At 64.9% G+C, this 21,285-nt stretch carries 16 protein-coding genes, 1 tRNA gene and 5 pseudogenes; 13 read left to right on the plus strand and 9 right to left on the minus strand.

The window, feature by feature from the left end; translation table 11 throughout:
* The 10 genes and pseudogenes from DIE15_RS03175 to DIE15_RS03220 form a co-directional block, all read left to right on the plus strand.
* Positions 1 to 226 (plus strand): annotated as a pseudogene (locus DIE15_RS03175) (GntR family transcriptional regulator); the annotation flags it as partial.
* Between the two features lie 44 nt (positions 227 to 270).
* Positions 271 to 1,005, plus strand: a complete 735-nt coding sequence (locus tag DIE15_RS03180) for an ABC transporter substrate-binding protein (protein ID WP_124606210.1) — start codon at positions 271 to 273, stop codon at positions 1,003 to 1,005.
* A gap of 214 nt (positions 1,006 to 1,219) precedes the next feature.
* Positions 1,220 to 1,560, plus strand: a pseudogene (locus DIE15_RS03185) (transposase); the annotation flags it as partial.
* A 364-nt stretch (positions 1,561 to 1,924) separates the two neighbouring features.
* Positions 1,925 to 2,290, plus strand: a pseudogene (locus DIE15_RS03190) (DUF4917 family protein); the annotation flags it as partial.
* 117 nt (positions 2,291 to 2,407) lie between these two features.
* Positions 2,408 to 2,881, plus strand: a pseudogene (locus DIE15_RS03195) (PDDEXK nuclease domain-containing protein); the annotation flags it as partial.
* A 663-nt stretch (positions 2,882 to 3,544) separates the two neighbouring features.
* Complete coding sequence (locus DIE15_RS37450; protein ID WP_260426742.1) at positions 3,545 to 5,545, plus strand: hypothetical protein; 2,001 nt, start codon at positions 3,545 to 3,547, stop codon at positions 5,543 to 5,545.
* A complete protein-coding gene (locus DIE15_RS03205; RefSeq protein ID WP_124832374.1) occupies positions 5,539 to 6,579 on the plus strand; it encodes an ATP-binding protein in 1,041 nt (346 codons plus the stop codon). Before DIE15_RS37450 ends, DIE15_RS03205 begins: the two co-directional genes overlap by 7 nt.
* Positions 6,572 to 8,488 carry a hypothetical protein gene (locus tag DIE15_RS03210; protein WP_124606208.1) on the plus strand — a complete coding sequence of 639 codons (1,917 nt, stop codon included), beginning with the start codon at positions 6,572 to 6,574 and terminating at the stop codon, positions 8,486 to 8,488. The genes DIE15_RS03205 and DIE15_RS03210 overlap by 8 nt, the downstream gene beginning before the upstream one ends.
* 101 nt (positions 8,489 to 8,589) lie before the next feature.
* Entirely contained in the window at positions 8,590 to 8,991 is a 402-nt protein-coding gene (locus DIE15_RS03215; RefSeq protein WP_124606207.1) for an NUDIX hydrolase, read from the plus strand.
* A gap of 87 nt (positions 8,992 to 9,078) precedes the next feature.
* A complete protein-coding gene (locus DIE15_RS03220; RefSeq protein WP_124606206.1) occupies positions 9,079 to 9,381 on the plus strand; it encodes a hydrogenase maturation factor in 303 nt (100 codons plus the stop codon).
* On the opposite strand, the gene DIE15_RS03225 is transcribed toward DIE15_RS03220, so the two are convergent.
* Positions 9,372 to 9,584 (minus strand): hypothetical protein, encoded by a 213-nt coding sequence (locus DIE15_RS03225; RefSeq protein WP_124606205.1) that lies wholly within the window; start codon positions 9,582 to 9,584, stop codon positions 9,372 to 9,374. The two genes, DIE15_RS03220 and DIE15_RS03225, sit on opposite strands and share 10 nt — an antisense overlap.
* Positions 9,585 to 10,080: 496 nt before the next feature.
* Between DIE15_RS03225 and DIE15_RS03230 the strand changes: the two genes are divergently transcribed.
* Positions 10,081 to 11,694: an ATP-binding protein gene (locus DIE15_RS03230; RefSeq protein WP_124606204.1), complete on the plus strand. Its 1,614-nt coding sequence runs from the start codon at positions 10,081 to 10,083 to the stop codon at positions 11,692 to 11,694.
* A gap of 403 nt (positions 11,695 to 12,097) precedes the next feature.
* Here the strand turns inward: DIE15_RS03230 and DIE15_RS03235 are convergent, their stop codons facing one another.
* Positions 12,098 to 12,376, minus strand: a complete 279-nt coding sequence (locus DIE15_RS03235; protein WP_124832375.1) for an HU family DNA-binding protein — start codon at positions 12,374 to 12,376, stop codon at positions 12,098 to 12,100.
* A gap of 451 nt (positions 12,377 to 12,827) precedes the next feature.
* On the opposite strand from DIE15_RS03235, the gene DIE15_RS03240 reads away from it, so the two are divergent.
* Entirely contained in the window at positions 12,828 to 13,661 is an 834-nt protein-coding gene (locus DIE15_RS03240; protein WP_124832376.1) for a DUF932 domain-containing protein, read from the plus strand.
* Positions 13,662 to 13,790: 129 nt separating this feature from the next.
* Positions 13,791 to 14,225 (plus strand): annotated as a pseudogene (locus tag DIE15_RS03245) (ParB/Srx family N-terminal domain-containing protein); the annotation flags it as partial.
* Here DIE15_RS03245 and DIE15_RS03250 read toward each other — a convergent pair.
* From DIE15_RS03250 to fdxH, 7 genes are all read right to left on the minus strand, one after another.
* Positions 14,143 to 15,000, minus strand: coding sequence for a phage integrase central domain-containing protein (locus DIE15_RS03250; protein WP_311771958.1), 858 nt, complete (start codon positions 14,998 to 15,000; stop codon positions 14,143 to 14,145). The pseudogene DIE15_RS03245 and the gene DIE15_RS03250 overlap by 83 nt on opposite strands.
* A 127-nt stretch (positions 15,001 to 15,127) precedes the next feature.
* Positions 15,128 to 15,223, minus strand: a tRNA-Sec gene (locus tag DIE15_RS03255).
* A gap of 40 nt (positions 15,224 to 15,263) precedes the next feature.
* Entirely contained in the window at positions 15,264 to 17,189 is a 1,926-nt protein-coding gene (selB, locus tag DIE15_RS03260) for a selenocysteine-specific translation elongation factor (RefSeq protein ID WP_124832377.1), read from the minus strand.
* A complete protein-coding gene (gene selA, locus DIE15_RS03265; RefSeq protein WP_124832378.1) occupies positions 17,186 to 18,625 on the minus strand; it encodes an L-seryl-tRNA(Sec) selenium transferase in 1,440 nt (479 codons plus the stop codon). The genes selB and selA overlap by 4 nt, the downstream gene beginning before the upstream one ends.
* Before the next feature lie 75 nt (positions 18,626 to 18,700).
* Entirely contained in the window at positions 18,701 to 19,636 is a 936-nt protein-coding gene (fdhE, locus tag DIE15_RS03270; protein ID WP_173938472.1) for a formate dehydrogenase accessory protein FdhE, read from the minus strand.
* A 110-nt stretch (positions 19,637 to 19,746) separates the two neighbouring features.
* A complete protein-coding gene (locus DIE15_RS03275; RefSeq protein WP_057923913.1) occupies positions 19,747 to 20,373 on the minus strand; it encodes a formate dehydrogenase subunit gamma in 627 nt (208 codons plus the stop codon).
* Positions 20,370 to 21,284, minus strand: a complete 915-nt coding sequence (fdxH, locus tag DIE15_RS03280; protein ID WP_057923914.1) for a formate dehydrogenase subunit beta — start codon at positions 21,282 to 21,284, stop codon at positions 20,370 to 20,372. The genes DIE15_RS03275 and fdxH overlap by 4 nt, the downstream gene beginning before the upstream one ends.
* Position 21,285 lies beyond the last annotated feature (1 nt).

Below are 21,285 nucleotides of genomic sequence, written 5' to 3' on the forward strand. Positions count from 1 at the left end.
CAGCTTCTTCATCGACACGATCCGGCGCGTGAATCGCGTGCGCCGGCTGCTGTCGTACCGCTCGATGCAGGATCGCGAGCGCTACGTCGAACATGCGAAGCAGCATCTGCACGTGCTCGAGCTGCTCGAGCGCGAGCGCAACGAAGAAGCATCGGAAGCCTTGCGTCAACACCTGTTGCATACGCTCGATGCGCTGTCACGCATCAGCGCCATTCTCAAACCCTGAGCGCCCGCGCAACCCGCACACCCGCTTCCCCCACGAGCCCTTTCATGCCCATCGACCCTTCGGTCCTCTCCGCGTTCACCCCGACCGGCAAGCTGCGCGCGTCGATCAATCTCGGCAACCCGATCCTTGCGAACCGCGACCCGGCCACAGGCGAGCCGTTCGGCGTGTCGATCGACCTCGCGCGCGCGTTCGCCGAGCGGCTGTCGGCCGAGCTGGAACTCGTGGTGTTCGACGCCGCCGGTAAATCGGTGCAGGCGCTGACCGAGGAGCGCGCCGACTTCGGCTTCTTCGCGGTCGATCCGCTGCGCGGCGAAACGGTCGCGTTCACCGAACCGTACGTGCTGATCGAAGGCTTCTACCTGGTGCGCGACGATTCGCCGATCCGAGGCAATGCGGACGTCGACCAGCCGCACAACCGCGTGGCCGTCGGCAAGGGCAGCGCGTACGACCTGTTCCTCACGCGCGAGCTGAAGGCGGCGCAGATCGTGCGCGCGCCGACGTCGCCGGCCGTCGTGCCGACGTTCGTCGAACAGCAGCTCGAAGTCGCGGCCGGCGTGAAGCAGCAGCTCGAAGCCGATGCGGCGAAGACGCCGGGCCTGCGCCTGCTCGACGAGCGCTTCATGGTGATCCGTCAGGCGATGGGCGTGCCGAAGAGCCGCGGCGACGCGGCCGCCGCGTTGCTCGGTGCGTTCGTCGAAGAGATGAAGGCGTCGGGCTTCGTCGCGGATTCGTTGCGTCGACACCGAATCACCGGAGCTTCGGTGGGACCACTGCGCTGACCGGTACATCGGCGGCGACGCCGTGGCGGTCGCCCAACGGTACCCCGACGTGGCCTCACCTTGCCCCGCTCAGAATCACCCACCTCCACGTCACATCAGCTAAGGAATGACCAAAAAAAAGGAATCGTGCTGTAGTGGTAAGGTTCCATATGTTGCTGGCGCATTCATCAATTCGTTGCATTGACGGGTTGAGTCCACAGGCGACGCGAACAACTCTGTGCGAACGGACCAGGGACCGCAATCTGCGAGCCGAGCGCTCGACCAATCGGCCTACTCCAAAGGCAGATGTTGAAATTGATTCAGCCGGGCAAGCCGACGCAGAATGCGTATATCGAGCCGTTCAACGGCAAGTTCCGCGATGAATGCCTCAATGAGCACTGGTTCACAAGTCTCGCGCATGCTCGGGTGCTCATAGCGACGTGGCGTCGGGACTACAACGAGGAACGGCCGCATAGCGCGCTGAACTACCTGTCGCCAGCAGATTTTGCTGCGAAACACAGGGCAAAGCGATGCTCCTGCCGCTTTCCAGGCGCTGGTTTAAAGGGACTTTGCTAGAAGCCCAATGGCCCTATTGATGGGGGCAGGTCAGCCACGACTTCTATCGTCGTCAGGTCAAACCAACCGCGAAGCTGAACGCATCGTAATAAAACTTGTTTCTCGGATCAGTCGTTTCGCGACGCGCCCATTGCGCTTGCAGATCACCGCGTCGGGCTTTGAGTACGGTGTCAGCACGCACAGTCGAGGCAGACGACTGCAGGCCGACTCGATGGCATAGGTAGCGCATCCCGGCAAGCCGGATGATCTGTTCCGGTCGTGAATAGCAGCCGTCGAGAAGTCTCCGGCGGCTACGCCGCCTCCGACTTCTCCCCACCGGCCAAAACCTCTGTCGCTATACCGGCCAAAATGATTGTCGCCGCGCATCTTGGCCGAGTGGCGCAGCGAACTAGTCGTACCGCTCTTTGTCAGCGAAGGCACGAAATCGCAGAAGGTATCGTCGATCCAGAACAGCTATTACCTTTCGACGGTGTATCGAGAAGTGCTCACCTCACAACGACAGGTGTTGACGTTGTTCGGGTGGGGTATAGGAGAGCATGACCGGCATCTGCTACAGCGCATGCGCAACACAGGCATTCAGCGGGTTGCGGTATCGGTATTTCGCAACGATCAGGTCTATTGCAACTATGCCTACCAGACGATTCGTAATGACCTTGGCCCGGTCCAGGTGGACTTCTTCGACTGCGAAAGCCCTGGATGCTGGATCCATCCGATTCCAGAGCAAGGTTGACGTCTATGGGAGCCTCAGCTCCGCGATCAGCGAAAGCCGAAGTGCTGCCCGACATGTAGCACCGGTCGAGACTTTCAGAAAGCGCCTCGCGGGCGAACGTCAAGGGCGCCTGCGGCTAGATGTTTCCGTTGCCGGTGGCCATCGTCGGAATTTGTGCAGCAGCCTGCTGCACAATTGCCGTGGGTTCATCTATGCACCTTGCTCGACAAAGCAAAGGATCCGGTGGTTCGCGATTGGTATGCGAGCAGAGCGCTTGAGCACGGCCGGTCCCGCAATGTTCTTGCGATGCAAATTGACACGCAAGCACATGCCCGGGCTGGTGCGGCCGTAACCAATTTCGACGCACGATTGCCGCCCCCGCAATCCGATTTGGCACGTGAAGCGCTCAAAGATCCATATATCTTCGACTTCCTCGGATTGACCGAAGATGCGCAGGAACGTGACATCGAGCAGGGACTTACACGGCACATCACCCGCTTTCTGCTCGAGCTTGGTGCCGGCTTCGCGTTCGTTGGCCGAAAGTATCGGCTCGAAGTAGGAGGCGATGAATTCTTCATCGACCTACTGTTTTACCACCTGACCCGCCCATGCCTTCTGCCCCGTCGAGCGCTGCGTTGAAAAACGTCTCCACCAGCTGGAACTGCCGCACCGCGTCCGCCTTGGTATAGAGCGTGGTGGTGCCCAAGCCGGCGGATGTCGGTCAATAAAGATGCGGGGACGAGTTCGGTCTTATGGTCAGGAACGGAGGAGTCGGCGGGCCGGCGCGCCAATAGGGGCCACGTTGCCGGGATCTCGGCAACGGCGGAACCCTGCCGACGCCCCTAATTCTCTCCGCACTGCGGAGGGAATTAGGCTACCTGCCCGCCGAAGCCGTCCCCTTTCTCGCCGCTGAGGGTAAGCGCCCGCAATTGAGCTTCAGCCGCGTCCCGGGCGAAACCACCTCACCAGTCGTCGCCAACGTCAGAAACACAGGGGTGCCGAAGTGGTGACGACACCGCCTCTCGATCGCCGTGGTGGAGCGCTCAATTCCCTATGGGGAGCGCGTCGCGAGCGCTCGCGCAACTAAAGTTCAACGGTTATTGCTGCGACGCAGTAATTCCGGCAAACCCTTTTCCATCAAGGGCAGGACACGATTTTCCACGTCAACTAAAGTTGTGTCTATCGTGCCCCTCTGCGTCAACTAAAGTTGTAACCCGATCGGCGATTTCATCTAATCTTGTGTCGTAATGGTCGACGCGATGGCGGAGGCTCAGGATGACACGGCGCTCACGGTTGCGGGCGAGTGGTGAAGCACAGGATGGCGACGCCGAGTTGCAGGGCGAGGTCGACCTGAACCGCTGGCCGGCCATCGACCCGCTGGCGCTACCTACCGAGCGCCGTGCGCTGTATCTCAGGCGTGAGCGCGCGATTCGCCTGTATCTCGAAGGCGCGACCAGCGCCCAGATCAAAGCGGCTTGCGGCATGGGGCGCGGCCAGGCTTATCGGCTACTGACCGAACGTTGCCTCAGACCGCATCCTGACGGACGTATCCAGGGGTGGCGTGGCCTGTTGCCGCATGTCCGCGTGAAAGCCTACGAACGGACGGCGCCGCTGGCACTCAATGCGTGGAGCGGCGGAGCCGTCGGCGCCCTGCAATGGGTGTTCGAGTCGCCAGCAGGGCGGGGATTCGAAGACAAGTTGCGCGAGCGTATCCTTGGCAAACGCGCCGACCTTGAGGCGTCGCGCCGGCCGCGCATGGTCGTGTTTCGCTGGTTTCTTGCCGAATTGCGCGAACGTGGCTTCGAGCGCCGCGGCGAATGGCCGTTCACCGTCGAAAGACGCGGCTACGTCACGCTGGCCCGCTACATTGATCGCGTCCTCGCCGAGCATCCAGCGCGTGCTCGCGCGTTGGTCGGCGGGCAAGAGGCTGTGCGCAAGGCCCGCGCCGGAGACGGCACGCATCGGCCACCCCTGGCGCCGTTCGAGCGCGTCGAATGCGATGCGCACAAGCTTGACGCCCGCATGGTTGTGCTGGTGCCGTCGCCACACGGCGGCACTGAGCCGCGCACGATTCATCGCCTGTGGGTTGTGGTGCTGGTCGAGGTCACGTCGCGTGCGGTGCTGGGCTATCACCTCAGCTTCCGGCGCGAGTGCGCGGCCGAAGACGTGTTGCGCGCGGTGCGCTGCGCCCTGATGCCATGGATGCCGCGCGATTTGCAGTTCAGCGACGCCGCCTACGTGCCAGGGGCCGGTTTGCCGTCATATCGCTTTCCGCAGCTCGCGGGTGCCTGCTGGAACGAATTCAGCGTCGACGGCGCACTGGCCAATATCTGCGGCCGCGTCGAAAGCGTCCTACGCGACGTGGTCGACGCCAGGATCGTCAAGCCGCAGGATGCGGCGAGCTATAGCTGTCGTCGCAGCAAGGACGACCGGCCGTTCGTCGAGTCGTTTTTCGGGCACTTGGCCGCCGGCGGCTTTCATCAGCTAGCGACGACGACCGGCAGCTCGCCGGCCGACAGGCGCGGCACTGATCCCAACGCCGTGGCCATGGCGACGCATTTTCAGGTCGAGTACGCGCACGAATTGCTCGACACGCTGATCGCCAATTACAACGCGACGCCGCATTCGGGACTGGGCTACCGCAGCCCGCTCGAGCAGCTGGAGCACATGATGGCCGACCGCACATGGACGCCCCGCCTGGCTGAGCCTGCCGCGGTGCGCCGCCTGGTCGGCACGCGCAAGCTGTGTACGTTGCTGGGCGGAATCAAGACGGGCCGCCGCCCACATTTCCATTTCTCCAATGCGCGCTACTCGGCCGAATGGCTGTGCGTGCGCACGGATCTGCTCGGTCAGGCCTTCTGGCTGCAACTCGACAATGAAGACGATGCGCGCTACGTCACGGTCTCGACGCAGCGCGGCCTGTTCCTCGGTATGGTCCGGGCCGCCCCTCCGTGGCACCTGACGCCCCACTCGCTGTACGTGCGCGCGGCGATCCGCGCACTCGAAAAGCGCCGGCTCCTGCATCTGGCGACCCACGGCGACGCGGTCGAAGCCCTGATCCGCTACGCCGAGGCCTCGCCCGACGGCAAATTGCCGGTTCACCCGGCCTATCTCGAGGCGCGACGCATCCTGCAGCAGCAGGCAGAGCGACTATCTGGACAGTCGATGGTGAGCCTTGCCAAGCGCCCCAGCACGCCGGCGGCGAACATTGAAGCGCCGACGGCGGCACGCAGCGACACGCCCTTGCCACCGATGCGCCGAGCCCAGCAATGGTGACGTCGCCTGCGCCCCCCGACCCGCTCGTCGCGGCGCACATCCCCCGCGATCATCCGGTCGTGACGCGTGACTACTCGTTGTTCACGATCGCGATTCACGACATGGTCGAACGCATCGGCAGTTGGCTGGACGATCAAGTCGATGGCGCGACGATCTTCGGGCCCTCGCGCTTCGGTAAGTCGAGCGCAGTCGACCACTGGCTGCAGCGCTTGCTGTCCGAGCGCCATGGTGGGTTTGTGCCGTTGGTGATCTGGAGCCACACGGATTCCGGCAGCAGCCAGGCCGTCGGCAGCTTTTACGCCCACCTGCTCGATGCGAGCGGTCACCGGCTTGCTCAGGCGCGGCGCAGCCCGCTGGAACGGCAAACCATGCTTGTCGAGCGCTGGATCGAGCTCGCCGCGCAGGGCGGCGGACGCTTCTTGGTGCTGGTGATCGACGAAGCGCAGGGCATGAGCCAGCGCGAGTGGTTGTGGCTGGTCGAATTGCACAGCTTGCTTGAGAAGCAGCGCATTCGATTGTGCGTGTTCTCGATCGCATCACTGCAGTTCTATGACGAACCGTTCGGTCTGGCGCTTGCGGGCAGCGCTCACGTCGCGGCGCGCTTCATGCTGGCCGCCGAACCGTTTCACGGCGTGCGCACGACCGACGAGCTCGCCTACGTGATGCGCGGGTACGACGACGGCAGCGAATGGCCACCCGGGTCGGGGCGCTCATTCACGGCGGGCTTGGCGCCACGCCCATGGGCCGGTGGGTTTCGAATGGAGCACCAGGCCGACGCGCTGATGCAGGCGATGCTCGACCAGCTGCCGCCGCGCTACGCGGGGCCGATCGACTTGCCCATGAAGACCGTCGCCCAGGCATGCCGCCACGTACTGCTGCGTATCGCCGGCGGCGCCGACGTTGACGCCGTGACGACTGCGGACGTGTGGAGCACGACCGTCGGCGAGTGCGGGCACCGAGAACTGATGGCGCTCATCTCCGCCACGGCGGCGCTTCGGGGCGCGCATGCGCGCGAGCACGGCTCCCATGCCTGAACCTCGTCTGACCTGGCACGCCGGCAGCGTGCTGCCCTACGCATCGCTCTGGCACACGGTCCTGCGTGCCTGCGCACTCAACTCGCTACACCCGCGCGATCTGCCGTCGACCCAAACGCCTTCGCCCAGAGCGGTGCACCTCCTAGACAATCACGACGGCAACCTCGATATCCGCGCATTTGCCAATGAACTTGGCGAGTCGCTGGCAGCCTTTCGGTGGGCCACGCTCGAAGCGTTGCCGACGCCACTGCGGACCGCGCTCGCCGTGGCTCGGCCGCGCCTGTGCTTGGCGTGCCTGTCAGCGGGATACCATGCGGCGCTGTTTTCCGTCGGTCTGCTGGAGACCTGTCCGATTCACGGCCTGCCGTTGGTTGATTGTTGCCACTGTGGCGCGCCGTTTCACACCACGCTGCGCTCGATCGCCGACTTCGGGACGGCCGGTAGCTGTCGGTGCGGCCGATTGCACTTCTTCACGCGTGAAACGTGCCGCCGACCGACTCTGGCGCCCGAGACGACGCGTGCGTTCGAGCCGATTGTCGCCTGGCTGGAGGCCATGTCAACACTGATCCGGCCGGCACGGCTGGACGACGCGTTGCTCCGACGGGCGCCCGACAGCGTCCGATGGCTGGTGACCACTGCGTGCACGCTCGGCGTCGCATATCCTCCGTGCCTGCGACACGTGACGCCCACGGCTCCCGTCGTGGTGGTTCGGTACAGTGCGGACTCCTGCGGCCATGCGGATCGGAAGTCGCCGCAGCAGCCGCGGGAAGGCGACCGGCGATCGTACTGGCGGGCCTCGGCGACTACCACGGTGTACCGCGCGCTCGCGCGTCACATTCGTCGACACCTCGCCCGCGACGGCTGTCGCTGGGTCGCCCGCTTCGTCGACTCCAGTGATCCGATTCTGATCGGTGAGCAGGTGCGCGCCAGCGACCGAGCGCGACGGGCATTTGCCGACATGCTCTGGGCTCATACGATCGAGGCCGAAGTCGAGCGCCGACGCTGGCCGGATCGACGGCCGCCAATTGGTGAGGTTGTTCGCTTTACACCGCACGTGGTGGCCGGCAGTGAGGTCCGCGGCGCCCGCGCCCTTGCGACATCTGCACGGGACTGGCTCGAGGGACATGCGGCGCGTGTCAATCTTGCGGCGGTCTGGCAGGCTGCGGAAGCCCGGGCGACGGCAGTTGCTTGTTCGGGCGTCGCTGCATGGGACCCGATGACGCGGGATGCGAGCGACTGCGAGCGTCTTTGGTTGGCGCGCGTCGCAGAGGATGGATTGCACTTCGCGGCGCCGGCGACCCAAGGCTGGTCGGCGATCGCGCGCCTCGACAAGATTGCCCGCCAAGCCCGGGACACCGCGCGCAGGCAAGCACGTGAAGCGGCGATGTGGGCGGCCTGCCACGGCGCGTGCTTGAGCTGGTCGGAGGAAGCCGGCTGGCATGTGATCGACGCGATTGCGCCCGCGGACGGCGACTTGCGGCGGCGGCGCCTGCTGGGCGTGAAGGAGGGACGTCCGTGGTGTTGGCTCTACCGTGCTGCAGACGGCCGAATTGTCGCGCGCTGGGATCAGGCGCGCCTGCAGGTGCTGGACGTCACGCCCAAGGCTGCCATGGCCGCGCTACGGCGTTGCGCCAGCGATTACCGGCGGATTTGTCAGGTCGATCTGCCCGTTGGCCGCCCCATCCCTCTGGTCGCCCCCGAACCGATGGACGCCCGAGTGGCGGCGGACTACCGGTATTTTGTGGCGGTCATTCGTTACCAAAAGGGATTTTGGCGAGAAGCCGCGGTTCTAGCGGACGCGGCCCGCTACCACCAGCGGGCTCAGGCATTGCGCAACGGGCCGCCGGGCGATTCGCCGTGGGTCGAATGGGGACGCCAGAGGGGCGGCTGGAAGCGGATGGGTGGATAAGCCTTCGTCCAGTGGGCCGCCAGGAGCACCACAACATCTCCGACGACCGACATCCAGCCCGGCGACCTTAAAATGCCGAAAAGTACTCGAGCGTCATCCTCATGAGCAGCCAAGAAACTATCGATTTGCCCGTCAAAGAACGCGCAACTGTTGTGTGCCTTCAGGGTCAACGGGTCTTGCTGGTCGCCCGTGCGGCGTCGCGATGGGCGTTGCCGGGCGGCACCATTAAGACCGGCGAGACGCCGCTCGAAGCGGCACACCGCGAGCTGTTGGAAGAAACTGGTCTGGTCGGCTTGGACCTCACCTACGCAATGCACTTCGGCGGCCTCTCAAAAATGCACCACGTGTTTATCGGTGAACTCGGAGCCGACCTGAAGCCGCAAGCGAGTAATGAGATCGCGCGATGCAAATTGGTTCGTCACGACGCGATCGCCAAACTGCGGGCAAGTATTCCTACGAAGAAGATCATCGAGTTGGCCTACAGCAGCGACTGGTCCGCATAGGCAAGATTCATCTCGCAATCGGGGGGCACATGGCTATACTTCCCCGTGCCAACTTTCGGCATTTGCCCCACTCGCAGCGAGGCGAACATGACCAGCGCATACACTTACCGTGGCTATACGATCGACGTTCGCTGCGAACACAAGGTCGACGCGTCTCGCAGTAACGCGATCTCCTGCGAAGACCCATTCGTCGGCTTCGTCGCAATCGTCCAGGTGCGCGCGGCGCACCCACGGTCCTTCTGCCTAGCGCCAATTCGCTTGGCGGATGAAAAAGGCAAGCCGTTTGTCGACGGTCTCGATGCCTTGCGCGCGGGCCGCTCCGCTGGCGAAATCATCGTCGATGACCTTCTCGTGGACACCGGCGACGAGGGCTCCGGCGTTCAGCGTTGACGCGCCCGACGCAGCTCGTGGATGGCGTACACGACCAGGAAAATTCCGATCATCGTAACGCCGGACGCGACAAAATCGTTCAGCGTGTCGGTGCTATGCAGAGACTTGGGAAACACACCCATCGCTAGGCCAACGGCGGCCAGAATAAGACCCGCGACCACGCCCCAGATGGGCCCGGCATTCTCGTCGTTCGTGTATTTCATGTTATGCCCGTCCCTTGTTCGATCCCCGAGGCAATTTCAATATAGCTGATCAATATCAGGGCGCCAGCAAAGCTGCTTCCACGGCCGCATCCTGCGTGCAAAAGCCCCATCGGGGGAACGGTGCGGCCGAGGCAGAGAAACGGACACTGCCGCTGGCACAAGCGCGTTCAAGGGGCTTCGATGGGGTTGTGACGAACCGGTGGTACCAACCTCAAAAAGCGTGCAATCGTGTGCGCCAGCCGACGTCGGCAAGATAACCTTGTTATCACTATGGGCGTGTTCTGCTCGGCAACCGAGCTTGATGAACCGCGCGATTACCCCTCATCACGTCGGCCCGGTGTCAGCGCAACCATATCCTTCCGGGTGAAGTGATATCGATTCCTATTCCTTCAACAACCCCTGATTGCGAGCTGAGAAAACAGCGTCTAAGCTCGTGGCTCGCGATTTCGCGCGGTATCTCTTGCGACAGTGCCCCCCCGACAGGCCCCCTTGGTGCATGCGCTCGGCATGCACCGGACCATGGAGACTCGCAGTGATTCAGCAACCCGAATCGACACCAGCGGCATCACCCAGCCTCGCCGTAGGCGCGACCGCTATCCTGCACCATCAACTCGGCGAATTGCGGTTTCAAGCCGTCGTCGAGTCCATTACCGATTGCGCGATTTGCCTGCTCGACCGCCATGGCACCGTCGTGACGTGGAACGCTGGCGCGGAATTGACGACCGGGTATCACGCCGACGAGGTCATCGGCCGCCATTTCTCGTGCCTATATCCGGCCGAAGCCATCGAGGCGGATCGGCCGATGCGCGGTCTTGACGGGGCGACCAGCTCGCCCCGCTTCGAGGAAGAAGGATGGCGGGTGCGTAAGGACGGGTCGCGCTTCTGGGCGCACGTCACCATCACCGCTGTTCGTGACCCTGCCGGGCAGCTTTGCGGATTCATCAAAATCATGCGCGACATCACGGAACGCAAGCGCGTGGCCGAACTGGCGGCATCGACTCACCGGCTCCAACAGTTCATCGCAACGCTGGGCCACGAGCTACGCAATCACCTCGCGCCATTGCGCAACTCGGTCGGCATCTTACAGACGGCGCCCGATCTCGCGCCTGACATGGCCCAGTGTCGCGACGCGATCGATCGGCAGCTCGGGCAGCTCGCACGATTGGCAGACGACCTGCTGGACCTCGGCCACATCGCGGCCGGCAAGGTGAGGCTGGACATCCGCGTGGTCACGGCAGGCGATATCGTGACGCGTGCGGTCGACAGTGTTCAGGCAAAAACGAATGCACGTGGGCAGCGTATCGCCGTCGCGCTCCCGGCCGGCGACATCAACCTCCGCGGCGACCGGGCCCGACTGGTTCAGGTACTGCATAACCTGCTCGATAACGCATCCAAGTTTGCTCCGCGGGGTAGCCAGATCGACGTGGCAGCGCTGGCCGAGGGCGGCACCATTGAGATCCGTGTGACCGACCGCGGCCCGGGCATCGCTCCGAGTGCGCTCGTGTCGATCTTCGATCTGTTCGACCAACAAGGCGCGGTGAGCACCTCGCCCCCCGTCGGGCTCGGACTCGGCCTGGCGCTTTGTCGGTCATTTGTCCGCTTGCACGGCGGCTCGATCTTTGCGGAAAGCCCGGGCCGCGGCCAAGGAGCGACATTCGTCGTGCGGCTGCCGACCACGAGCGAAGCAATTTCAGAAGCCGCACCGTTCAGCGCGGACACCGATACGGCGATGATGCCGCTGCGGATTGTCGTGGTCGATGACGACCACGAATCGGCCGATACGCTCAGCATGCTGCTTCAGCTGGAGGGGCACGCCCCCCGAGTCGCCTATGATGCGCATGACGCCCTGCGGCTGGCGCGCGCCTACCGGCCGCACCTGATGTTGATCGACCTGTCGATGCCCCACGTCGACGGATTCGAGTTACTTCGCAAGTTGAGGTCGGCCGCGGGCCTTGCCCGCACCCATTTCGTCGCGGTGTCGGGCTACATCCGTCCGGCCGATCGCGAGCGCACCGAACACGCCGGCTTCGATGCCCACCTCGCGAAACCGGTCGAGATGCGCGCGCTCGAGCAAGTCCTGCTGCGCGCGGCGAAGACGCCGCGTCGCTGAGCGGCACAACCGGTGGCGAGAATCCAGCGCTCGCAGAGCGTCCGGCGCGGTTCGACACAACTTTAGTTGAAACATAGCCACAACTTTAGTTGCGCGAGCGGCGCACGCCGCGGCTTCGTCCATGTCCCGAAATGAAGGGTAACATAGCCCTTAATATGTTCCCCTTCAGTTCTTGCGCTTCGGAACGCGACGTCAATGAGCGGGATACTTTCGCGCAGGCGGCCAAAGCGAAAATTCTGGTCCGCGCAGTAACGTCACCACGCACGCCGACGTGTCCAGATATTCTGACATGTCCAACGACTGCGGCACCCCACTAACGGCCAACCGATCGCGCAATTGCGCAGACGTCCGCACTTTCCGCCCGAAAATCCGCTTTCCCCACCTGGGCTCCCCTTAAACTGCCTCAGGACGCGTTCACTGCATCCTTGAATGCCTTTCCGGCACTGAACTTCACCGTCTTCGCTGCAGCAATCGCAATCTCCGCCCCGGTAGTCGGATTTCTACCGGTCCGAGCCGCACGCTCTCCTTGCGAGAACGAGCCGAAACCGACGAGTTGCACGCTATCGCCGGCGCTAACCGCATGCGTGATGACGTCGAGTACGGCCTGGATGGCTTCGCTCGCGGCGACTTTGCTAATACCGGCATCAGCCGCGACAGCGTCAATGAGTTCCTGCTTGTTCATGAGTCAACCTTGTTCGATGAATCGAGCTTGCACCCTATCGCATTAAGCCACACCCGGCAAATCAGGCACGCTTAGTCGAAGTTAGCGCTGCGTGCGGATCGGCAGTTTCCGCTGAACATTCTTTGAGCGATATCCCTCGCACGCCGCTCCTCAGAGCCCCGGTCAACTCGCGGCATGGCATGCATCCGTCTCCCAGCTTCCCGCCCTTGACCCGCGACCGTAGCCGATAGCGGGCAGGCATCAAGGGGCTCGGGACCGTGTTGCCCGCACCCCTCCCTCGCCTTTTTCCTTGACGCCTGCCCGCTATCGGCTCCTTCAGTCGCACGGGCGGGAACCCGGGAGCCTGGCGGCAGCAAAGCCAACCCCGAGTTCCACCGGAAGGTGGCCAGCCGCAACGGCAAGGCACACCTTCTCGCCCGGTTCAGGTCCTCAACCTTGACTGGAGAACGCCATGCAACTCGCTTCCTCATTCCACTACAGCGCCCCGATGCTGCGCGCGGACTCGCCGCTTTCGGATGATCAGATTCGCCGCGTCGCCCCCTCAATCTTCGCAGACGGCAAGCACGAAAGCCGTTCGGAACGCTACACCTACATTCCCACCATCGACGTGCTGCGCGGCCTTCGGAACGAAGGCTTTCAGCCGTTCATGATCTGCCAGACCCGCGTGCGCGATTCCAGCAAACGCGAATTCACCAAGCACATGCTCCGGCTACGCCATGCCGACCAGATCACCGGCGAGGAAGCCGACGAAATCGTGCTGCTGAACTCCCACGACGGCACCAGCAGCTACCAGATGCTGGCCGGCACGTTCCGGTTCGTTTGCCAAAACGGCATGGTCGCCGGCGAGAACATCGCCGATATCCGTGTGCCGCATAAAGGCAACGTGGTGCAGAACGTGATCAACGGCGCGTTCGACGTGCTCGACGGTTTCGATCTGATCCGCGAACAGAAGGACGGCATGCGTGCGGTGACGCTCGACCGCGAGGAACAACAGGCGTTCGCCCGCTCCGCGCTCGCACTGCGCTACGACCCGACCGAGGCCGACGCCCCGGCTCCCATCAGCGAAAGCCAGTTGCTGGCCCCACGCCGCTTCGAGGACCGCCGCGACGACCTCTGGACCATCTTCAATCGCGTGCAGGAGAACCTGACCAAGGGTGGCCTGCACGGCCGTTCCCGCTCGGGCCGCGCGATGTCTACGCGCCCCATCACCGGCATCAACCAGAACGTGAAGCTCAACCGCGCGCTGTGGATGCTCGCGGATGCCATGCGCCAGTTGAAGGTGTGACGGCTTCGGGGCGACGCGCTTGCGTCGCCCTGCTGTCCGGCTTTGCGCCATGACGCCCGTCGGGTCACGTCCTGACGCATCCGTACCTTACTGGCCCGGCATCTTCTTTCCTATTCTCAGGAGTCGATCATGCAAGCCCAATCTGTTGAGACCTCCACCGTCATCGTTAGCGCTACGGAACCTGCCGCCATGCTCGAAACGAACTTCGGCAACGAACGACCGATCGTGACCGTGCCGTATGCCAGCCTGCAACGCTCGCCGCTGAACGTGCGCACGAAGCCGCCATCCGGCATCGCCGGACTCGCGGCCAATGTCCGCGCCAAAGGGTTGCTGCAGAATCTTGTGGTCCACGAGATCAAGGGGACGCGCGGAAAACACCGCAAATATGGCGTCTGCGCGGGCCAGCGGCGCGAAGCCGCGCTCGACCTGCTGTTCGAGCAGAAACACATCGCCGCCGACTATCCAGTCCCGGTGCGCATCGTCAGCGAAGGTGAAGCGCTCGCCATTTCGCTGATCGAGAACAGCGAACGCGAAGGACTCGATCCGTTCGACGTGCTGCGTGCCTAAGCAGGTGCAGCACCCGCGCCGCGCGCCGCGGACGGAGTTCCAGTTCACGGATAAACACCGGGAGGTCTTCCCAAGGAAGGGCTGGATGATGCTTTACCTGTGAGCGCTTCTTTGAGCGCGGCAACACCAGTTGCAGATGATCCGCGTATCGTGCGGGGTTGCTGCCAAGGCGATGCCCCAACACCGCCTCTGCGTCGAGGATCGCCTTGATACGGCCGCGCACACGCCGCGCCGTCTCCGCCTTTTTTGTCCAGATCGGCTGAAGGATCCGCACGATCATCGCCGTGTCGATATCGCGCACCCGGACGTCACCGATCACCGGATACGCATAAATTTTGAGCGTATTCCCCCACTGCTGGACATGCTTGCGATTTCGCCACTGTGGCTCGTGGGCGCGGATAAATGCTTCCGTTGCTTCACGAAACGTTACGTTGGCGTCCGGCGATATATCGAGCAACTTCCTGCGCTGCTGTTCGCGCCGCGCGAGGATGGGATCGATCAGGTCACTGACCATGTCACGGTACCCGGCGGCCAGTTTCCGCGCCTCGCCGAGAGAAACTCGCGAGAGCGGGCCCAGCCCCATCTCACGCTTGCGGCCGTTCAACTTAAACCGGAACACCCACGACCGCGCCCCGCTGTCCGCGATCTGCATATATAGACCACCGCCATCCGAGTAATGGCCCGGCGTCACCTCTTTCGCAACCCGCAGTGCGCTGAGTCGATGCAACGATCGTCCAGCCATGTCGCCCTCCCTACCCACATCGCTACCCATACTTCGTGAGGAAATTGTGCGGGACGTCAACGGTAGCCGCAAGCACGCCGTTACCCATAAATCGCTTTGAAATCAAGGATCTAAAGGACGTCTTCGGAAGCTGTCGGAATACCCGGGAAGCCTTGACTGGCGGAAGGCAGCCGGAGTCGAACCGACCCGGGAGTGTCTGACACCCCCAACTGGATTTGAAGTCCAGCCGTACCACCGGATACGAATGCCTTCCGTGGGAAAAGAACCAAAAGAGCGGGAAGAACAACAAGCGCCTACGCCTGAATACCCACCCAACCGCTGTCAGGCCGCAGGAAGTGAAGATCGCGGTGGAAGCGAGTATACCCAACCCGGTCGAAGAACTCGAGAATCTGGATCGCCCGCTTGCGGCCAAGCCCGGTCGCGTCGCGAAACGTCGCCGCATCGAGCCCGCCGCCACGTGTCGGCGCGAGATGCGCCACCAGCCCGGCCAGCTCGCGCACGATATCCGCGTGATAGAACAGGTCGCGCACGATCTGATGCACGTCGCCGCGCCGTGCGAGCTTGCGCAGCAGCGTGCGTACGGCCTCCTCGGCCGCGCCCGTGTCGCGCGCCAGATCGCGAACCCACGGCGGATCGAAGCGCCCCGCATGAATCAGCGGCAGCAGTTGCTGCGCCAGCGCTTCCTCGCGCGCATCGAAACTCACCGAATGCGACGGCAGATGCAGCCACGGCCCGCTTCGCGCGACTTCGCCGCCTTCCACCAGCGCTTCGACGAGCGCACGCCACAGCGCATCGCCGACGAGCGGCGCCGCCATCCGCCGCAGGCGCGCCGCGTCGAGCCCCTGCTCGTCCGGCACGCGCTCGTGATACGCGCGCAGCGTGTCGATCGCGCGTGCCTGCAGCGCAAGCCAGTGCGCCCGCGCCATCACCGTGCCCTCGTTCGACGCGACGTCGCGCTGGCCGATCGCCAGCGCATCGTCCGGCAACGCGAGCGCGTCGGGCGCAAACCCGGTCAGGTGCGTGAGCATCGCGCGTGCGATACCGAGCGGCGCCTGCGCGAGCAGCGCATCGAGCCGCCCTTCATCGAGCCACGCCGCCAGCGCGTCGAGCCATGCGTGGCGCGCGGGCGTGCGACGCTTGCGAGCGGGACCGAACGGGTCCAGCACACGGCCGCCGCCGACGGTGCGCGTCGCCTGCGGATTGCGAACGATGAAGCGATCGCCCGGCAGCGCGAACACGGGTTCGTCGAACACCAGTTGCACGCGCATCTTCTGGCCGGCCGCGAGCGTATCGCCGTCGAGCAGCGCAACGTGTGCGACGCGATGCAGCGTGCCGAGATGCACGTGCAGCGGCGCCCAGTGCGTCAGCGTGAGCCCCGCATCGGCCAGCAGCGTCAGTTCGACGTCGAGCCGCGGCGACGTCGCGACGAGCCGCGCATCCGCGACGGTATCGCCGCGCTCGACGTCCGCCTTGTCGACGCCGGCCAGGTTCAGCGCACAACGCTCGCCCGCGCGGCCCGCATCGACCGGCCGGTTCTGCGCATGGATGCTGCGCACGCGCGCCGCGCCGCCGGTGCGCACGATCGCGAGCGTGTCGCCGGTCGCGACGCGACCCGCGAACGCGGTGCCCGTCACGATGGTGCCCTGCCCGGCAAGCGTAAACACCCGATCGACCGCGAGCCGGAACAGGCCGTCGGCGCGGCGCGCGCGCCACGCGAGCGCCGCGTCGGCGAGGTGCCGCTTCAATGCGCCGACGCCCGGATCGTCCGCGCGCGTCGCACAGGTTTCGAAGATCGGCACGCCATCGAGCGTCGAGCCGTGCAGCCACGCGGCGATCTCGTCGCGCACGGCCGACAGGCGTGCGGCGTCGACGCGATCGCACTTCGTCAGCGCAACCGCGCCATGTGCGACGCCGAGCAGCTGCAGGATCGCGAGATGCTCGCGGGTCTGCGGCATCACGCCGTCGGCGGCGGCGATCACGAGCAGCGCGAAGTCGATTCCGCACGCGCCGGCCGCCATCGTATGAATCAGCTTCTCGTGGCCCGGCACGTCGATCAGGCCAAGCACGTCGCCGTTCTCGAGCGGCGTATACGCATAGCCGAGCTCGATCGAGATGCCGCGCGCCTTCTCTTCCTTCAACCGGTCGGTGTCGACGCCCGTCAGCGCCCGCACGAGCGTCGTCTTGCCGTGATCGATATGTCCTGCGGTACCGACGATCATGCAGCGGGCCCCGCGATCTGCACGCATTGCGCGACGAATGCCGCTTCGTCGGCTGCTTCGAGGCAGCGCAGGTCGAGCCGCAGCGCATTGTCGGCGACGCGGCCGATCACCGGGCGCGGCCATTCTCGCAGTCGCTTTTCGAGCTGCGCGAGCGCGCGACCGCCGCGCTTGCCGTCCGGCGTACGCACGACGAGCCCGGCGCTCGGCAACTGGTCGACCGGCAGCGCGCCGCTGCCGATCTGGCTGAACATCGGCTCGACGCGCACGTCGAAGCCGCTGCCGAGCGCGGCCTGCAACGCCGGACCCACGCGCTCGGCGGCCTCGGCGATGTCGCGCTGCGGCCGCGTCAGCAGCCGCAACGTCGTGAGCCGCTCACACAGAAATTCCGGTGCCTCGTAGAGCCGCAGCACGGGTTCGAGCGCGGCGAGCGTCAGCTTGCCGACGCGCAGCGCGCGCTTGAGCGGATGTTTCTTGATCTTCGCGACGAGCGCGCGATCGCCGACGATCAGGCCGGCCTGCGGCCCGCCGAGCAGCTTGTCGCCGCTGAACGTGACGAGGTTCGCGCCGGCCGCGACGGTTTCCTGCACGGTCGCCTCGTGCGGCAGCCCCCATTGCGACAGGTCGGCGAGCGTGCCGCTGCCGAGATCGACCGCCACCGGCAGACCGTGCTCGCGGGCAAGCGGCGCAAGTTCGGTCAGCGTCACTTCCTTCGTGAAGCCGCTGATCGCGTAGTTGCTGCAGTGCACCTTCATCAGCAGCGCGGTGCGCGGGCCGATCGCGTCCGCATAGTCACGCAAATGGGTGCGGTTGGTCGTCCCGACTTCGCGCAGCTTCGCGCCCGCACGGCTCATGATGTCGGGAATGCGGAATGCGCCGCCGATCTCGACCAGCTCGCCGCGCGACACGACGACTTCCTTCTTCGTTGCCAGCGCCGACAGCGTCAGCAGCACGGCCGCGGCATTGTTGTTGACGACGGTCGCGGCTTCCGCGCCCGTCAGTTCGCACAGCAGATCGTCGATCAGGTCGTCGCGGTCGCCGCGGCGGCCGGTGGCGAGATCGAATTCGAGGTTGACGGGTTGGGTCAGCGCGTCGACCACCGCGCGCACCGCGTCGTCGGGCAACAGCGCGCGCCCGAGATTGGTGTGCAGCACGGTGCCGGTCAGGTTGAACACCGCGCGCACGGCGCTCGCGCTTCGCGCGGCCAGCGTGCGGGCGACGGCGGCCGCGATGCGCGGTTCGTCGAGCGGCTCGGCCGCCGACGGATCCTGCTGCGCGGCGGTGCGCCAGCGTTCGAGTTCCGCGCGCACCGCATTCAGCACGCGCGTGCGGCCGTAGTCGGCGAGCAGCGGTTGCAGCGGTGCCGACGACAGCACGCGCTCGACCGACGGCACGCGCGCGAGGACGGCATTCAGTTCATTCAAACCCGGTTCGGTCACGTAATGGTGGCTCCATTTCCAAGCACGGCCGACAACCGGCGCCGGCGCTCGCGCACCGGCCCCGGCCGCCTGCCGTCAATCCGCTTCGCGCGTCATGTCCGGCCATAGCAGCGGGTTCGGCGAACTGCGCTGGTAGCCGGCTTCGTTCATCAGCAGGTCGAGCGTGAGGCTCGCAAGGTCGTCCGCCAGCGGCTCGAACTCGAAGTCCTTCTCCTGATAGCCGATCTTGCGATAAGTCTTGCACTCGTCGCACGACTCGGCCTTGACGGCTTCGCTGCCGCCCTCGATCCCATGGTAAGCGATGCCCTTGGTCGAGTCGCAGTGCGAACATTTCGTGCGCACCATGTGCCACTCGGTCGTGCACAGCCCGCACTGCAGGAAACGGTAGCCCTGGAACTGGCCCCCGACGCGCACGACGCTCGCGACCGGATGCGTGCCGCACACCGGGCACAGCCCCGGCTGGTCGAGATACGGGACGTCGGCCGGCGCGACGCGGCTCGCGAGATCGGTCCAGACGACCTGCAGCGCAGCCATCAGGAACGGCGCGGTGGCCGGGTCGACCTCGGCAAAGCGCAGCCCGAGAATCGCATCGGCCTGCGTGTCGAGTTCGGCGGGCGCCATCAGGCGCAGCCGGTCGAGCAGTTTCGCGAGCGACGGATTGACGAGACCGGCGCCTTCGACGCGGTCGAGCAGTTCGTACAGCACGGCCCGCCACTGCGGGTTGCGCTCGCCGTCGAGCGCCGGCACGAGCGGCATCGAATGCTGCTGCGCGCGCGCGATCGCTTCCTTCGACGGCAGCGGCAGTTCCAGCGTCTGCAGCGTCGCGTGCTGCGCATCGGCGACGGTGGCCATCAGCCGCAGGTAGCCGCTGATCGGGTTCAGGTCGGCAAGCTTGCGCAGCCGCGCGGCGCGCGCGGCAAACGCGGTCGCGCGCTCCGGCAGGCGAAAGCGCGGAATGGCCGAATGATCGAGCGCCGAAATCTCGGTCGGTTCGAGAATGCGTTGTGTCACGAAAATGTCTTCCAAAAAAAACAAGCGCCGACAGATCGGCGCTTTTCAGGCGATTCCGACGGTTGGCGGAACGGTACGCAACAATCGGCGTACCGTCCCGCTCCGGTGCGTTACTTCACGCTTTCACGGAACCACTTCGGGTGATGCTTGCGGGCCCAGCCCAGCGTGACGGTGCCGCGCACCATCGCCCCGATCGAGCCCTTCACCCACAACGCCGCGTAAATGTGCACGATGATGCTCGCGATCAGCACGAAGGCCGCCACGGCATGCACGACGGCCGCCGCGCGGATCACCCCGATCGGGAAGTAGAACGAGAAGTAGCGCCGCCAGATCACGACTCCCGACAGCAGGAGCAACAGCAGGCACGCCACCAACGTGAAGAATAGCAGCTTCTGTCCGGCGTTATATCGGCCGACGGGCGGCAGCTTGTCTTCCTGGTTGGTCAGCACGTCGCCGATCTGCTTCAGCCACTGCCGATCGTCCGCGTCGAGCGTATTGTGGTGCCAGAAGCGCACCACCAGGATCGCGAACGACACGAACATCACGAGGCCGACGAACGGATGCAGGATCCGCGTCCACTGGCCGCCGCCGAACAGCGCGGTGAGCCAGAACATCGACGGATGGAACAGCGCGAGCCCGGACAGCGCGAGCAGCACGAACGTGATCGCGGTGATCCAGTGGTTCGTGCGCTCGTTCGGCGTGTAGCGGACGATCAGGTTGGGGTCGTCGTGTTTCATTTCGCGTCCTCCTTGATGCGTCGCGCCTCGTCGCGCGCGGCGGCTTCCTCGTCCTCGCTGACCTCGTTCGGACCGACCCGCGTGTAGTGGAAGAACCCGGCCAGCGCGGTCAGCGCGAGGCCGGCGACCGCGAGCGGTTTCGCGATCCCCTTCCACAGCTTCACCATCGGACTGATCGACGGATTGTCGGGCAGCCCGTGATACAGCGACGGTTTATCCGCGTGGTGCAGCACATACATCACGTGCGTGCCGCCGACGCCCTGCGGGTCGTACAGCCCCGCATGCTCGAAGCCGCGCTCCTTCAGGTCCTCGATCCGCTCGGCCGCGTGCTGCTTCATGTCCTCCTTGGTGCCGAACACGATCGCGCCGGTCGGGCAGGTCTTCACGCAGGCCGGTTCCTGACCGACCGCGACACGGTCGGAACAGAGCGTGCACTTGTACGCGCGATGATCCGTCTTCGAGATCCGCGGGATGTTGAACGGACAGCCGGTCACGCAGTAGCCGCAACCGATGCAGTTCTCCTCGTGGAAATCGACGATCCCGTTGTTGTACTGCACGATCGCGCCCGGCGACGGACACGCCTTCAGGCAGCCCGGATCCTCGCAGTGCATGCAGCCGTCCTTGCGGATCAGCCATTCGAGGTCGCCGGCCGGGTTCTCGTATTCGGAGAACCGCATCACCGTCCACGAGTGCTCGGTCAGGTCGGCCGGATTGTCGTACACGCCGACGTTGGTGCCGACTTCGTCGCGCAGGTCGTTCCACTCCATGCACGCCGTCTGGCACGCCTTGCAGCCGATGCACTTCGATACGTCGATCAGCTTCGCGACGCTCCCGGTCACCGGTTCGCGCGCCGTGGGCGGCGGCGTCGTGGTGGCCGAGACGCGCTTGATATCCAGCGATTGCAATGCCATC

Origin of the sequence: Burkholderia sp. Bp9031 (assembly GCF_003857965.1) — a bacterium.
Classification (GTDB): Bacteria; Pseudomonadota; Gammaproteobacteria; order Burkholderiales; family Burkholderiaceae; genus Burkholderia; species Burkholderia ambifaria_A.

Bases quoted from the DNA above. Each gene is read 5' to 3' on its own strand.
- DIE15_RS03180 (WP_124606210.1), top strand. From the start codon at position 271: ATGCCCATCGACCCTTCGGTCCTCTCCGCGTTCACCCCGACCGGCAAG.
- DIE15_RS37450 (WP_260426742.1), top strand. From the start codon at position 3,545: ATGACACGGCGCTCACGGTTGCGGGCGAGTGGTGAAGCACAGGATGGC.
- DIE15_RS03205 (WP_124832374.1), top strand. From the start codon at position 5,539: ATGGTGACGTCGCCTGCGCCCCCCGACCCGCTCGTCGCGGCGCACATC.
- DIE15_RS03210 (WP_124606208.1), top strand. From the start codon at position 6,572: ATGCCTGAACCTCGTCTGACCTGGCACGCCGGCAGCGTGCTGCCCTAC.
- DIE15_RS03215 (WP_124606207.1), top strand. From the start codon at position 8,590: ATGAGCAGCCAAGAAACTATCGATTTGCCCGTCAAAGAACGCGCAACT.
- DIE15_RS03220 (WP_124606206.1), top strand. From the start codon at position 9,079: ATGACCAGCGCATACACTTACCGTGGCTATACGATCGACGTTCGCTGC.
- DIE15_RS03225 (WP_124606205.1), bottom strand. From the start codon at position 9,584: ATGAAATACACGAACGACGAGAATGCCGGGCCCATCTGGGGCGTGGTC.
- DIE15_RS03230 (WP_124606204.1), top strand. From the start codon at position 10,081: ATGCGCTCGGCATGCACCGGACCATGGAGACTCGCAGTGATTCAGCAA.
- DIE15_RS03235 (WP_124832375.1), bottom strand. From the start codon at position 12,376: ATGAACAAGCAGGAACTCATTGACGCTGTCGCGGCTGATGCCGGTATT.
- DIE15_RS03240 (WP_124832376.1), top strand. From the start codon at position 12,828: ATGCAACTCGCTTCCTCATTCCACTACAGCGCCCCGATGCTGCGCGCG.
- DIE15_RS03250 (WP_311771958.1), bottom strand. From the start codon at position 15,000: ATGGGTAGCGATGTGGGTAGGGAGGGCGACATGGCTGGACGATCGTTG.
- selB (WP_124832377.1), bottom strand. From the start codon at position 17,189: ATGATCGTCGGTACCGCAGGACATATCGATCACGGCAAGACGACGCTC.
- DIE15_RS03275 (WP_057923913.1), bottom strand. From the start codon at position 20,373: ATGAAACACGACGACCCCAACCTGATCGTCCGCTACACGCCGAACGAG.
- fdxH (WP_057923914.1), bottom strand. From the start codon at position 21,284: ATGGCATTGCAATCGCTGGATATCAAGCGCGTCTCGGCCACCACGACG.